The sequence below is a fragment of the Achromobacter piechaudii NBRC 102461 genome, assembly GCF_001571245.1.
Classification (GTDB): domain Bacteria; phylum Pseudomonadota; class Gammaproteobacteria; order Burkholderiales; family Burkholderiaceae_B; genus Achromobacter; species Achromobacter piechaudii.
Genome location: NZ_BCTK01000006.1, coordinates 589999 through 603340 on the forward strand (window position 1 = coordinate 589999; position 13342 = coordinate 603340).

Annotated in this window: 15 protein-coding genes; 9 read left to right on the forward strand and 6 right to left on the reverse strand. The window is 60.0% G+C overall.

Annotation, left to right across the window (positions count from 1 at the left end; translation table 11 throughout):
- Window positions 1–6 precede the first annotated feature (6 nt).
- Both API01S_RS14795 and API01S_RS14800 read left to right on the forward strand, forming a co-directional pair.
- On the forward strand, window positions 7–918 hold the full coding sequence (locus API01S_RS14795; RefSeq protein ID WP_050729475.1) for a LysR family transcriptional regulator: 912 nt from the start codon (window positions 7–9) through the stop codon (window positions 916–918).
- A gap of 113 nt (window positions 919–1031) precedes the next feature.
- Window positions 1032–2024, forward strand: a complete 993-nt coding sequence (locus API01S_RS14800) for a Bug family tripartite tricarboxylate transporter substrate binding protein (protein ID WP_050729474.1) — start codon at window positions 1032–1034, stop codon at window positions 2022–2024.
- 139 nt (window positions 2025–2163) lie between these two features.
- On the opposite strand, the gene API01S_RS14805 is transcribed toward API01S_RS14800, so the two are convergent.
- A complete protein-coding gene (locus API01S_RS14805) occupies window positions 2164–2466 on the reverse strand; it encodes an ArsR/SmtB family transcription factor (RefSeq protein ID WP_217481352.1) in 303 nt (100 codons plus the stop codon).
- A gap of 60 nt (window positions 2467–2526) precedes the next feature.
- Here API01S_RS14805 and API01S_RS14810 point away from each other — a divergent pair, with 60 nt between their 5' ends.
- The 4 genes from API01S_RS14810 to API01S_RS14825 all read left to right on the forward strand — a co-directional run bounded on the left by API01S_RS14810 (window position 2527) and on the right by API01S_RS14825 (window position 5180).
- Window positions 2527–3345 carry an alpha/beta fold hydrolase gene (locus API01S_RS14810; RefSeq protein ID WP_084802430.1) on the forward strand — a complete coding sequence of 273 codons (819 nt, stop codon included), beginning with the start codon at window positions 2527–2529 and terminating at the stop codon, window positions 3343–3345.
- 238 nt (window positions 3346–3583) lie between these two features.
- Window positions 3584–3973 (forward strand): hypothetical protein, encoded by a 390-nt coding sequence (locus API01S_RS14815; protein WP_061305014.1) that lies wholly within the window; start codon window positions 3584–3586, stop codon window positions 3971–3973.
- Between the two features lie 316 nt (window positions 3974–4289).
- The gene (locus tag API01S_RS14820; protein ID WP_050729470.1) at window positions 4290–4676 is read left to right on the forward strand and encodes a DUF6152 family protein; all 387 of its coding nucleotides are present in this window, start codon (window positions 4290–4292) and stop codon (window positions 4674–4676) included.
- Window positions 4677–4694: 18 nt separating this feature from the next.
- Window positions 4695–5180 carry a DUF6644 family protein gene (locus API01S_RS14825; protein WP_050729469.1) on the forward strand — a complete coding sequence of 162 codons (486 nt, stop codon included), beginning with the start codon at window positions 4695–4697 and terminating at the stop codon, window positions 5178–5180.
- A 334-nt stretch (window positions 5181–5514) separates the two neighbouring features.
- Here API01S_RS14825 and API01S_RS14830 read toward each other — a convergent pair whose 3' ends face one another.
- Window positions 5515–6147: a TetR/AcrR family transcriptional regulator gene (locus API01S_RS14830; protein ID WP_050729468.1), complete on the reverse strand. Its 633-nt coding sequence runs from the start codon at window positions 6145–6147 to the stop codon at window positions 5515–5517.
- 257 nt (window positions 6148–6404) lie between these two features.
- On the opposite strand from API01S_RS14830, the gene API01S_RS14835 reads away from it, so the two are divergent.
- Entirely contained in the window at window positions 6405–7298 is an 894-nt protein-coding gene (locus API01S_RS14835; RefSeq protein WP_050729467.1) for an NAD(P)/FAD-dependent oxidoreductase, read from the forward strand.
- Between the two features lie 101 nt (window positions 7299–7399).
- Here the strand turns inward: API01S_RS14835 and API01S_RS14840 are convergent, their stop codons facing one another.
- The 3 genes from API01S_RS14840 to API01S_RS14850 all read right to left on the reverse strand — a co-directional run bounded on the left by API01S_RS14840 (window position 7400) and on the right by API01S_RS14850 (window position 9803).
- Window positions 7400–8038, reverse strand: coding sequence for an aspartate/glutamate racemase family protein (locus API01S_RS14840; RefSeq protein ID WP_050729466.1), 639 nt, complete (start codon window positions 8036–8038; stop codon window positions 7400–7402).
- A gap of 290 nt (window positions 8039–8328) precedes the next feature.
- The gene (locus tag API01S_RS28860; RefSeq protein ID WP_082306064.1) at window positions 8329–8841 is read right to left on the reverse strand and encodes a DUF1643 domain-containing protein; all 513 of its coding nucleotides are present in this window, start codon (window positions 8839–8841) and stop codon (window positions 8329–8331) included.
- An 86-nt stretch (window positions 8842–8927) separates the two neighbouring features.
- Window positions 8928–9803: a HEPN domain-containing protein gene (locus API01S_RS14850; RefSeq protein WP_050729464.1), complete on the reverse strand. Its 876-nt coding sequence runs from the start codon at window positions 9801–9803 to the stop codon at window positions 8928–8930.
- Between the two features lie 269 nt (window positions 9804–10072).
- Here API01S_RS14850 and API01S_RS14855 point away from each other — a divergent pair, with 269 nt between their 5' ends.
- Both API01S_RS14855 and API01S_RS14860 read left to right on the forward strand, forming a co-directional pair.
- The gene (locus API01S_RS14855; RefSeq protein WP_050729463.1) at window positions 10073–10552 is read left to right on the forward strand and encodes a hypothetical protein; all 480 of its coding nucleotides are present in this window, start codon (window positions 10073–10075) and stop codon (window positions 10550–10552) included.
- 189 nt (window positions 10553–10741) lie between these two features.
- Window positions 10742–12244, forward strand: coding sequence for a carboxylesterase/lipase family protein (locus API01S_RS14860; protein WP_050729462.1), 1503 nt, complete (start codon window positions 10742–10744; stop codon window positions 12242–12244).
- A 154-nt stretch (window positions 12245–12398) separates the two neighbouring features.
- On the opposite strand, the gene API01S_RS14865 is transcribed toward API01S_RS14860, so the two are convergent.
- Window positions 12399–13340 carry a 2-hydroxyacid dehydrogenase gene (locus API01S_RS14865; protein ID WP_050729461.1) on the reverse strand — a complete coding sequence of 314 codons (942 nt, stop codon included), beginning with the start codon at window positions 13338–13340 and terminating at the stop codon, window positions 12399–12401.
- Between the last annotated feature and the right edge of the window lie 2 nt (window positions 13341–13342).

Here is a 13342-nt window from a genome sequence, read left to right on the forward strand (position 1 = left end):
TCGACCATGAACATCACTCTGAAGCAATTGCGCGTGTTTTGCGCACTCTACGAACTGCGCAGTTTCACGGCGGCCGCGCGCGCGGCCTTCGTGACGCAATCGGCCGTCAGCAAGCTCTGCGCCGAACTTGAGGCCGAAGTCGGCCAGCCGCTGTTCGAACGCTCCACCCGCAGCGTCACGCCTTGCGACGGCGCGGCGGATTTCTATGCCTATGCCCAGGAAATCCTGGGCACCGTGCGCGCCGCCGAGCGCAGCATGTCGGGCCTGCGCACGCTGGAACGCGGCACCGTGGGCGTGGCGACGTCGCCGCTGATGATGGTCGGCCTGCTGGGCGACGTGGTGGCCGACTATCACCGCGCTCATCCCAGCGTGAAGCTGGACCTGTTCGAACTGTCCACCGACGACACCATCGAACACGTGCGCAACGGCCGTGCCGATTTCGGCATTGTTTCCGTTGAGACTCCATCGGAAGAACTGGCCACGCGGGTCATCTACCGCGACACCATGTATGCCGTGTGCGCGCCGCGCCATGCCCTGACGCGCAAGCGTTCCGTGTCATGGGCCGACGTGGCCGCCCACGACCACGTCATGCTGCGCAACGTGTACAGCGTGCGGCGCAGCCTGGACCGCGTGGCGGCCGACCTGAACCTGGAATTCCGCTACCGCATCGAAGCCGGCATGCTGACGTCGGCATTGAAACTGGTCGGCGCGGGCGTGGGCATCACGGTGGTGCCGGGCTACGCCTGCGACCTGGCGCGGCAACTGGGCTTGCGCATAGTGGCCATCGACGGTGCGCGCAAGCATGGGCACGAACTCTGGCTTATCCAACGCCGCAATGCGCGGCTGTCGCTGGCGGCCACGGCGTTTCTCCAGGCCACCGAGGACTACCTGCGGCAGCACCAGGCCGAGGGCGATTGATCGGGCTTTGGAATAAGTCTATGAAAATTAGTCCCTTGTTGGGATAAGAGGCGCCCCGCATCATACGGTCACAGTTCAAGAGGCCGACCCGCGGCCCCTCAAAGGAGACACGTATGATCCGACCGTTTGGCGCCCGCCGCCGCCTGCTGGCCGCCGGCAGCCTCACCGTCCTGACCTTGCTTGCTGGTGCGTTGCCGTCTACGGCGCTGGCTCAGGGCGCTTATCCCGACAAGCCCATCACCATCGTCGTGCCGTTCTCGCCGGGCAGCGCAACCGACACCAGCGCGCGCATCATCGCCGAAAAGCTCGGCCCGCGCCTGAACGTGCCGGTGGTCATCGAGAACAAGCCGGGTGCGTCCGGCACCATCGGCGCGTCGTTCGTCGCGCGTGCCCAGCCTGACGGCTACACGCTGATCCTGACCAGCAGTTCCACGCACTCGGCCACGCCGGCGCTGTTCCGCAAGCTGCCGTTCGATCCCACGGGCGATTTCACGCACGTCGTGCGCATCGCCACCATTCCGATGATGCTGGTCGTGCGCGAAGACGCGCCCTACAAGTCCTTGCAGGAACTGGTGAAAGCCACGCAGGCCAAGCCCCTGAACTACGCATACGGCTCGCCCACCAGCCAGATCGCGGGCGCCACCTTCAATACCGTGGCCGGCGCTGCCGCCAACGGCGTGCCCTACAAGAGCCAGCCGCCCGCCGTAACGGACCTGCTGGGCGGACACGTGGACTACCTGTTCGCGGACCTGTCCGTCGTCACGTCCTTCATGCAGGCCGGAAAACTGCGGGGCCTTGCCTACACCGGCCATGCGCGCGCCAAGGAATTCCCGACCGTGCCGACCTTGTCGGAATTGGGCTATCAGAAGTTCGACCTGGTCGTGTGGGTCGGCGTGGCCGTGCCGGCCAAGACGCCCGATGCCATCGCACAAAAGCTGAATCAGGAAGTCACCGCCATCCTGCGCGAGCCGGACGTCTTGCAGCGCTTCGAGTCCCTGGGCATGCAGGTCTCTCCGAATACGCTGGCCGAGCATCAGGCGTTCGCGCAGTCGCAGCGTCAGGTCTGGACCCAGCGCGCGGTCGACGCGAAGATCGAGCCGCAGTAAGCGGCGAGAGGTTGGCAAAAAGGGTGCCTGCGAAAGCGGGCTCTCGGGCAGAGCGGGTCGATCTTGCAGACCCCTTGATCGTCAGCTTGTGCCCAACGAGAGGCATCTTGCAGACGCCCGTCTTCTACCCGGAGTGGGCCTATGCCGGAGCCGACAATTGTTGTTGCAGCCATGCCAGATAGTCTTGGATCACCGCTTCATCCCTTTTGCAGTACGACCATTTCTGATGCTTGCGAACGGTGATGAATCCTGCCTGCTTCAGGATATCCAGATGCCTGCTTACCGTTGGCTGCGATATGTCCATAGCCTCGGCGATCAAAGTCATGCAGACCCCGAATTCCTCGGGGTCTGCTGACCACTGATGTCCGAAGTGTTTCTTCGCGTCGGCCAAATGTCGCAACACCGACATACGGACTTCGCTGGCCATGGCCTTGATTTGCATTGAGCGGTTCATGCATCTAGTATATCGTCAGTTAGCTAACTGACTATATGAGAGGCGCCTGTGCTGGATTTATCCAATACGTCGATGATCGAAGGAAGCGCCGTCAGATGGGGGAAATGTGGCGACGGGCCACCTCTTGTCGCCATCCATGGAACGCCATTTTCGTCACAGGTATGGCGCAGGATCGTGCCGCAGCTTGTCGATCGCAGAACCGTCTACTTCTTCGACTTGGTGGGCTACGGCCAATCCGAAATGCGAGAAGATCAGGATGTCTCGCTCGGCGTGCAAAACAAGGTGCTTTCAGCATTGTTCACTGAATGGGGCCTTGAGCGCCCTGATGTGTTGGCGCACGATTTCGGCGGTGCTACCGCTTTACGTGCTTATTACCTGGACGGGCTGCGCTACGCCTCGCTGACGATATTTGACGCCGTTGCACTGGCGCCTTGGGGATCGCCCTTGATCCAACACGTCCGCAAGCATGAGAACGCCTTTTCGGGGATGCCCGACTACATGCATCGCGCGCTCTTGAAAGCCTATTTGCAGACGGCAGCGCATAACCCCCTCTCTGATGAAGCGCTCGATGTCTATAGCAGTCCCTGGTTGGGTCCGATCGGCCAGCCCGCCTTTTATAGGCAAATTGCGCAGATGGATCAGAAGTACACAGATGTGCTTCAGGATAGATATTGCGTTATGGACTGCCCGGTGAAGGTCTTATGGGGTGAGAACGACAACTGGATTCCGCACGAGACCGGTGAAACGTTGGCTTCTTTGATTTCGGACAGCCCGTGTGCCGCAATCAGGAATGCAGGCCATCTTGTGCAGGAAGATCGACCGGAAGCCATTGTGGCGGCCGTCCTGAAACAGATCGCCGACGCTTGAAAACAGCTATTCGCCGCGAGCCGCCGACCGAATTTCACTAATTCCATGATTTACTGCCAACAGCGGATTTCCGGCTATCTTTTCATTGTGCCGAGACTCAGTAGTTACTAGCAGGCCGCGCACCAGGTGGGCGCTTCTTCTGGCGAGGGCCAACTTCCTCTTCGGAGCTCTGGTCTTCAGTGGTGATTCAAGCTAAAACCGTCCCGGCGAGTCGAAGCGATACGCCAAGGAGAGCGCTATGTCTTTAGAGTTCGCTCGAGTGCTTCTTGTGTTCATCCTGGCCCCTCTGTCGAGCTACATCTTTTGGGTAGGCCTCGGAATGTCACAGTTAACGCACGATCAGCCGTTCACGGAGCCCTGGATTGCGGCGATTGGGATGATGGCTGGCACCTTCGTCTTGTATATCCCGCTCGGCGTTGTGGTCCTTGGGCTGTGGGTCTATTGGACACGAAAGGCTGTGAATACGTTTCCGCGCCTTGTCCTCAGTGGGCTGGCCTGTGGCGGACTGGTGGGTCTCGCCTTTGCCAGACACTCTGGCGTGCTTTTGCTATTTTGGGGTTTATGCGTCGGTGCCATCGTGGGCATCACGCTAGCGTTGGGTACGCGTTGGGTTCAGCGCCACCCGTAGCATCCGGCCATAGGGCTTTGACGATGCCCGTCTTCCACCGACTGAGGATCTTCTCAAGGGCGACTTGCTCTGCGCTAAGACCATGCCTTCTTTGATCGACGTGCAAAGTTTTGGATGCCATCAAACCAGGCAAAGCGAAAGGCCTCACGCCGCGAAACTCCCCTGAATCTACTGGGGTGCCGGGCTGCATCGGGGTTAGGCGCAGCCGCTGTCCGCCGTGGTAAGAACCGCCGTCGCGCTGCTATGCTTGGTTCGCTGGCCGCCGCCGCAGCGCCGGACCATGACGACAGTCCAACCGCAAACAAGGAGCATCGACATGAGGCTATCCCAACGCGTGTTATCGGCAGGGCTGGCGCTATCCGCGCTGTTGCCAGTCGCCCCAGCGGCCGTGGCGCATCACGGTTGGTCTTGGGCGGAATCTGAACAGATGACCTTGCAGGGCACGGTCGAGCAGGTGCAGGTCGCGCCACCCCATCCCACGCTGAGGGTGCGAGCGGATGACGGTGTCTGGGTGGTCGAACTGGGCAATCCCTCCCAGACAAAGGAAGCCGGATTCGTCGAGGGGGCCGCCAAGCCGGGCGACGCCATTACCGCCATCGGCAACCGCGACCAGGACGCCGGCAACAAGCGTATGAAGGCTGTTCAGATCATGGTGGGCGGCAAGACCTACGACATCTATCCCAGCCGCATAAAGAAACCCTGAACCCCACGGCCTCTAGCGATGGCTGAACTGCTTCGGCTGGCCCTGGAACAGCTTACGGCCCTACCGCCGGCGCTGTGGCTGCGTCGCTCCGGAACGCTCTATCTTTTCGTCAATGCCGCCCATATCGGAGCCATCGGCCTGTTGATCGGTTCGATCGTTCCGCTGGACCTGCGGCTGCTCGGTATCCTCAAGCCCTCGTCCTTGGCGGTCCTGGCGCCCGTGCTGGCGCGCACTGCCGCGGTTGGCCTTGCGCTGGCCATTCTGACCGGCGCCATGTTGTTCACGGTGCGAGCGCAGGAATACCTGCAGAATCCGGCATTTTTGGTGAAGATGGGTTTGTTGGGCGCGGGCGCAGTCAACGCCTGGCTCGTGCGCCGGGGCGGGGCATGGGGACAGGTATTACAAGGGGGGCGCCCATCCAGCGCACTGCGCTGCCAGGCCACCCTCTCGCTAATGCTATGGACTGGCTGCCTGGTAGCGGGCAGATGGATCGGGTTCCTGTAGCCTGTCGTTCGTCTGATCTGGGCAGGTGGGGCGGATTGGCATTGGGTTGTGGACAGAGGCGCTTGGTGACGGTTGACTGGTTCCGACCCATTGCAGCCGGTCGAGCAGTCTCTGTTCGACGGGCAGGTATCGGAGTGGAACGGTCATTCCCCGCCGTCGCCAGGGATACCGGTCACCGGCCTCTGCGGGCGCTTAAAACCGTGCGCTGGTGAGGCGGCTTTTGCGCGCGTGCAGTGGCCTCGCCCATCGGCGTGCGCGCATCATCCACAGATTGATTAGAGCGAACAGGGTATGCAACTCTGCGGATTCTTCATCAAGCCGCGATAGCGCACTTTTAGATGCCTCCGTGCGCAGCGATGAACATGGCGACGGCCGAACGGCAATAGGATTCGATTTCGCTGTCATCCTCTGCTCTCGCCTCATCGAAGCGTGCGATAAGCAGAAGATCTGATCCTTTGAAAAGCGCGGCAAACAAGCGGGCGGATCGGCGAGCATCGGGTACGTTCAGAATCGCTTTCGCGTGCAACTTATGCAGCACGGCCTCGACTTGGGCGATGACATGGGCGGGCCCGGCTTCGTAATGGAGCTTGCTTAACGACTTTTGATTCGTCTTGTCGGCCAAAACCATGGCTTCGACACTACGGACGTCCGGGCTTAACAGCGTGCGAAGCAGGGATGATCCCACCGCCATGAGCTGATCTTCGGCCGAACCGCCGACACTGTCAGAAAGGGCCAGGGGTGCAAATTGATGGCAGTGAGCCACCATCGCCGCGCTGAACAGCGCCTCCTTGTTCTCGAAGTGCCGATAGATGCTGAGTTTGGATATCTGCGCCCTCTGCGCGACCTTGTCCATGGTCGTCGCTTGAAATCCCAATTCCACAAAGAGTTCGCCGGCGGCGTTGACGATCGTTTGGCGAAGCGCTGCGTTGGCGGGCCGGCCGCGCCGGCCCTGGCTGTTTTCGGTCACGGCAATTCCAGTACTTGACAGTATTCAAATTCTCCAATTACGATACCATCAAGTATCATAATTTGCAAGACGCGGGGAGGCTTTGCCCTGGCGCTCACCGTTATCGGTGGCATTGTCGGGCGGGTCAATACTGCCTTGGGCAACTCTCTTGCTAATGGCGAAGCCTTGCTCGCTGACCGTATCAAACGCGTATCGCGGGACGATGCTGCACACCACGCCCAGCCCAACCCTCCATCCACAGCACGGAGTCCATCATCATGAAAGACGTCATCATCATCGGAGGCAGCTTTGCCGGCCTCGCCGCCGCGCTGCAACTCGGCCGGGCCCGCCGCACGGTCACCGTTCTCGATACCGGTCGGCCGCGCAACCGCTTTGCCGGCCACTCGCATGGCATGCTCGGCCACGACCACAAGCCGCCGCTGGACATCCTAATCGAAGCGCGGCGACAACTGGCGCGCTATCCAACTATCAGCCTGGTCACTGCGCGGGCCGAGAGCCTGTCTGGCGCCGTCGACGATTTCCGCGTCATCACTGACGATCACGAAAGGTTGAGGGCTCGCCGCGTAATCCTGAGCTATGGTGTCGTCGATCAGATGCCTGATGTTCCGGGCTTTGCCGAGAACTGGGGCTCATCCGTCATCCCATGCCCCTATTGCGACGGCTTCGAAGTTGCTGACAAGCATTGGGGCCTCGTCTGGTCCGGCCCGCAGTCGATGAATCAGGTCAGGCTGTTTCACGATTGGACCGACAGGTTGACCGTCTTCGGCAACGGTCACGACATCACTGCCGAAACACGGGCCGATCTGACGGGCCGGAAGGTCCCTCTCGTTGATGGCCGGATCACCGAAATGGCACGTCACGGGAGCCATGGTGCCACCATCAAGCTCGATATCGGCCCCGATGTCGCGGTCGACATCCTGTTCGCGCATCCGCGCAACAAGCCGTCCGTAAACCTGCACAACGCACTGGGCCTTGCCACGGTCAATACGCCAACCGGCATCGCGCTTAAGACCGACGAGCGCCGTGAAACCAGCATGCCGGGCATTTACGCCGCCGGTGACCTTGCCAACCCCGGCATCCCCTCGGTTACTACGGCGGCATGGCAAGGAGCGATGGCGGGTATCTTCGTTCAGCAGTCGATGCTGGTTTAAGAGCGCATGTGACCGGCAGTTTGTGGCCGAAAGCGGCTAGACATGCTGGGCCGTCGCCGATCCGATTACTTAATGAGCATGGCAATATCGGCGGGACCTCGCTACACCTCCCGCGTGGCGTGGACCGCGTCCAGCGCTGCCTGTACCCCGTGGATCAGTCGGCGCTTGTTTCCCACTAACTCCGCAGATCCCGCCATCCATGGATGAGCGTAGGCCACGGCATCAAAGCCTTGGGCATACGCTTCATCTGCGGCCTGCGCACATGCCGCCATGCATGCCGCTTGCTTTCCTTCCTGGTAAAGCGCCCAGGCGCCAGGAATCAATTGAACCGTCACACTAGCGCCGGTGGCGGCCGCATAGTGCTCGAAGAGCGCCCGGTTCGGTGCAATGCTTGCTTCGACCGCACAGAGAACGGCAAGCCTTCCGCCGCCGCTTGACGCCGCTTTAGCCAGGGCCGTGTCTGCCCGGATGATGGGAACGGAGACTGCTCCCATGGTGTCGACTGCGGGGCCAAGCGTGGCGCATGTCACGACTACCGCATCAGCGTCGATCACCAAGCCCCGCAACACTTCGTGAACCAGCCCGTGCGCACTGCCTGGCGCCAACTGCTGCCCCATGGCCAGCCGGAGATCCTCGCGAGTCACATGACGAATCTCATCTGATGACCAACCTGCTTTCACCGCCGCGAGTCCAAAGACCGCTTCATTACCTTCCATCGTGTGCAAAAACGCGATTTTCATGCGACCAATCCTTTCAAGGCGAGGGTGGAAACGGATTGTTCTGTAGGCTCCGTATCGCAACAAGGCCATTGGCAATACTGGTATCGACAGTTCTCCCCCAATGCAGATCGCATAGCGCTTGTGCGGCGGGCACGATGAGGAAATGGTCAGGAAAGACCGCCTCAAATGTCAGTAGCAAGCTTGGGTGAGAACCTAAACAGTCCCACTCAGTTCGAGATGAATGGCGAGTATCGACCCAGAGCAGACATCCACTAACGTTAGGATTCAGCGGCTGCCGCAGGCAGTCAGCGTTAGATTTCAAGCGGCATGATGAAGCCTGCATAGCGACCTCTGGATGGATGCATTCTTGTCTGGTAGAAAAGTTTGCCTTGCTGCCGTTTGAGCAAGTCAAGAACGTACTCCTTGCGAGCATGAAAACGATTGCTTGAACCCCATGCAATGACTACTATTTCAGATTCCATTACGGCTGCGGCAATGGCTTGATCATTCCGAGAGCCTATATCCGAAGGCAGGCCAGCGAAGCCATTTGTCTGTACGCGAGCAAACTGATTCACCACGATGAGGCGGCCAACACTCTTGAATTCAGTCAGGTCAAGTTCAAAGATATTCTTTTCAAGGAACTGTACGGACTTGTCAGCTTCTTCTTCACCAGCGTAACTGGGATTCTGCATAACTACGCAGACTGTTTTTGAAGATTCCAGTGCGCCATCCCTGTTTATTTCGAGACGGTAACGATACAGAATATCTGCCTCCGTCGAGAACTCGGCACTGACGGAAACGTTCTTGATGTGTAGGTAGCGCATGAGAGCGATTTTTGAAATCTAACGTTTGAATTCACCGGTCACCGAAGGTGGCCCGGTGGAATTATGGATTAGCCATCATCGCAGTTCTACCCAAAAAGTTGGGCTTCCAGCTCCTCCTTGGTGGGCACGTGTCCGGAGTCGAGCATCTTTGTCAAAACCTCACGAAGAAGATTGAACGAATCCAGAAGATCTTGCTGATCGTGCTTCGGCTTGCCATGAGCGGCTGCAGAGCGTTTTGTGTACAGCTTCGCAATCGACTTTTGCCTCGCTAAACGTACAGTCCCGGGCTCCTCTAGATAGGCGGCAATCAGTGCCGAGACTCGGAAGCTGAGTTCGGACGTGGAAGGGGAAAAGAGTGCCTCCAGTGCTGCCCATATAGACACAAGAGTCAGGGCATGTTGCTGCACAAACTGACCACGATCGAGTGCTTCGACGGCAAGTTCAAACTCAGCATGACTACTTGTAAGTCTGTAGGCTGTGGGCCAACGCTCCTTAACCCATGTTGCCGCAGCGGCAGTCACTTGGCGGCCAAAAACCCCAAGAGGAAAGTGCCTCCGCTCAATCTCGAACGGTTGCAGCTTTACAGCAGAATCAGGCATTTCTGCCAACGCAGAAAACGAAGCATTTGCGAAAGCTGGCAATGAAACGGCTGGATTGACACCTAGGCGCAGCAAGAAGACGAGAAGCCGCGCAAGGCCAACTTTGGACTCGTATTTCTTTTCGAGAGACGCTGGAATGAACAACTCGGCCGTAATGTCGAATGCAAAGCCACCATTTGCAGCCTTCCATGGGCCTGGATGTGGCTTCCCTACCTTTGGCTTTGCAAAGGCAAGCATGAAAGGCGCAAATTGATGGGCGTACGTCCGCTTTAGAAGGATCCCTTCCCCTAGGTCAAGGGAATCCTCAGCTAGCTCTAGCCCTGACAGTCCCGCATGAAGATCGCCGCCAAAGATCGTGCTCATTTTTTGTGATGGCTAACTGGATTTAGGTGACCGATAAAACAGGATCGGCGTTCTTATAAAAACGAATTTATCTGCAATTCTGAGAGTGAGCAATCGCAAGTAAACTTTTTAGGCAAATCTAAAGATTTCGAGATTGATGCTTGTTGTAGGTAGTCCAAAGATAAATGATGGAATGACAGCTCCTGGCCGAAACCCCCGCATATCAGAATGCCGCAGAAAACAAAGCGTCAGACTGCAATATCATCGATACCCCATCCGAGGAAACCGACATGACATCGCAGCCACAACGCTTGCTGGATCATCTCGCCGCTCGTGGCTGGACGGTGCTGCGGACCGCGCCCACCTCGACGCCAGCGGCCGCGCCGTGCGAAGCGCACGGCTATGGCGCTTTCCTGGCGACATTCACCGAATTGCACAACGCGAACCAGACACGCTGGTTCCTGAGCGCAGCCGACCATGACTGCACGGCGGACAGCGCCTTTCCCTGGCACACCTTGCGCGATATCAGCCTGGAGGCCGCGCTGGACGACGCTGGCCGGCAGGCGGTCCTGGACTTCTGGCAACAGCACACGCCGATCTACATGAGCGTTGCGGGCGATTACGAATTTCTGGCGATAGAACGCCACTCGGGCCGCATCGTGCACGGCATCGAGCCGGAGTTCGAGGACACCCGAGACGTCGCCCCGAATCTCGCGGCCCTGTTCGAAGACATGATTGCGGGTCGCGCCATGGCGACGCTACTGGCGTAACGTCGTATGCAACAGCCTGCGCAGCCCCCTATGCCGCCCGATCTGAAGGCGTATACCCACGACGATATTCCTGCTCAGGAAACTTGGTTGGACTGTGCAACCGATGGCCTCCTTGACACGACCAGAAGACCGAAATAGCCTTGCTTTCATCGCGTCGCGTCGCGCCGTACTCGGCGCCACTATGCTTCGGTGATCACCTTGACACCTCCCGCCACCCCTGCACTGCCCGCCGACGGCCAGCCTGTCTTCAGCATCCAATCCGGCCGCTTGCGCGGCACGCGTGCGGGGGGCGTAGCATCGTTCAAGCGGGTTCCTTACGCCGCCAATCCATTCACCGCAGCGAACCGCTTTCAGGCTCCAAAGCCGGTTGCGCCCTGGGATGGCATCCGCGACGCCACCGCTTTCGGGCTTGCGCCACCCCAACCCAGTCGCGACCCGCAAGCGGTGCTCTTTGGGGGTTGCGACGATCTGACGCTGAATATCTGGACGCCGGATCCGAGCACCAAGGGACTGCCTGTGATGGTGTGGATCCCCGGCGGCGCTTTCATCCGCGCCGACGCCAGCGAACCGGCCTATGACGGCGATCATTTCGCAGTCGATGGCATCGTCGTGGTGACAGTGAACTATCGCGTCGGTGTGGACGGCTTCATGGCAATCGAAGGGGCGCCAGCCAATCGTGGTCTGCTCGACCAAATCGCGGCGCTGAAATGGGTGCGTGACAACATCGCGGCCTTCGGTGGCGATGCGGCCAATGTCACGCTGTTCGGCCAGTCGGCCGGTGCCGAGAGCGCCGCTATCCTGCTCGCCTCGCCCAAGACCGAGGGCCTGTTCAAACGCGTCATACTGCAAAGTCCGCCCATGCAGGCGATGAGCAGCGCCGATGGCAAAAGGCTGGCCGCAGTTTTCGCAAAAGGGCTTGGCGTCGCGCCGACTGTTGATGGGCTCGCCGGTGTTCCTCTGGACAAGCTGATCGACGCGGGCACGAAACTGGCGACTGCGATAAAAGACCCCGCCACGTGGGGAAAGCTGTCGCTCGGCGGCACCGCCTTCCTGCCGGTGATCGATGGTGATGTGCTCGATGCCTCGCCCATCGACATGCTCGCGCGCGGGCCCAAGCCTGGTGTGCCGGTTATCGTCGGCAGCACAGATGAAGAAGCGCGCATCTACATGGTCCCGGGCGACGTCATCGATCACATTCAACAGCAGGCGATCGACCAGTTCATCGGCGCCCTGAAGCTTCCGGCCGATACGCTAGACATCTATCGGACTAAACCGGCCAATGTCACGATCGGCGATCTCTACACCGCGCTCCAATCTGATTACACGTTCCGAATGCCGGCACTCAGGATCGCCGAGTTGCGCAGCAGCAAATGGCAGACGTGGCATTACAATTTTTCCTGGCGGTCCCCGGGTTTCGGCGGTCGGCTCGGTGCGGCGCATTTCGTCGATGTGCCGTTCAGCTTCGATACCTTGTCATCGGATCAGGCGAAGGCCTTCGTCGGCAGCAATCCTCCGGCCTCGCTTGCCGAAGCCATGCACGGTGCCTGGGTCGCCTTCGCCAAGACCGGCGATCCCGGCTGGCCGGCTTATGACCTGACCACGCGGTTGACCAAGCGCTTCGACGCGACGTCGAGCCTCGTCGCCGATCCGGAGAAGGCAACGCGCGGCCTGTGGAAGGATGTGGCGTTTTGACGAAGGAGCGGTCGCAGGAGACGCTGTCGATGTTGATACGCTGAACACTGACCCAAGGGTCAAGGCTTTGGTGAAAGAGCGCGGACTGAAACTGGCGCTGTAGCGCGAACCGGCCCGTCTGTAGCACCCGATCCGCGACCGCAAACCCCGAATGTCAAAGTGGCGTCAGCAGCGGTTCGCCCGCATAGAGTCGGCGCGCGTTGTCCAGGAATTTCTGCACCATGGACTGCATGGCCTCGGGCGACCATCCGGCAACGTGAGGCGTCAACACCAGGTTCTGCAAGTCGGCAAGGCCCGCAGGCAACTGCGGCTCGCCTTCATAGACGTCCAGCGCCGCGCCGGCAATCGTCTGTGCGCGCAACGCGCGTTCCAGCGCGGCCGTGTCGACGACGCTGCCGCGTGCGATGTTGACCAGGTATCCATTCGCGCCCAACTTCGCAAGCACGTCGGCGTTGATCAGGTGCAGGGTCGAATCGCCGCCAGGAATGGCGACCAGCAGCACGTCGCACCATTGCGCCAGCTCATCCAGCGTCGGGAAGTAGCGATGCGCCGAACCCGGGCGGGGGCGGCGATTGAAGTAGCCGATCTCCATGTCGAAGGCCCGCGCTCGTGTCGCGACCTTTTCGCCGATGCAACCCAGGCCGACGATGCCGAGCTTCTTGCCGGACACGTTGGGCGGCAGCGGCAGCTGGGTGCGCCAGACGCCTTGGCGTGTCAGTTGATCCAGGCGGGGAATGCCGCGGATGATGGCAATCATCAGGCCCATGGCGTGATCCGCGACGCAGCTGTCGTTGGTGCCGGCGCCGTGGGCGACCTTCACGCCGCGCAGCCTGGCATGAGCAAGGTCGATCTTCTCGTATCCTGCGCCCATGGCATAAATCATTTTCAGATTGGGCAGGGCGTCGATCTGCTGTGCGTTCAGGCCGATGGCGCCGATGGTCATGACGATATCGACGCGCGCCGCATGCTCGGCCACTGCTTGTGCATATTGTTCCGGCGAGGGGGCGAAGATCACTTCGAAGTGTTGCGCAATCTGATCCCGGTCGGCCTGCGTGACCGGATTCATGATGATGAGCAAGGGCAGGGAAGATGGCATGG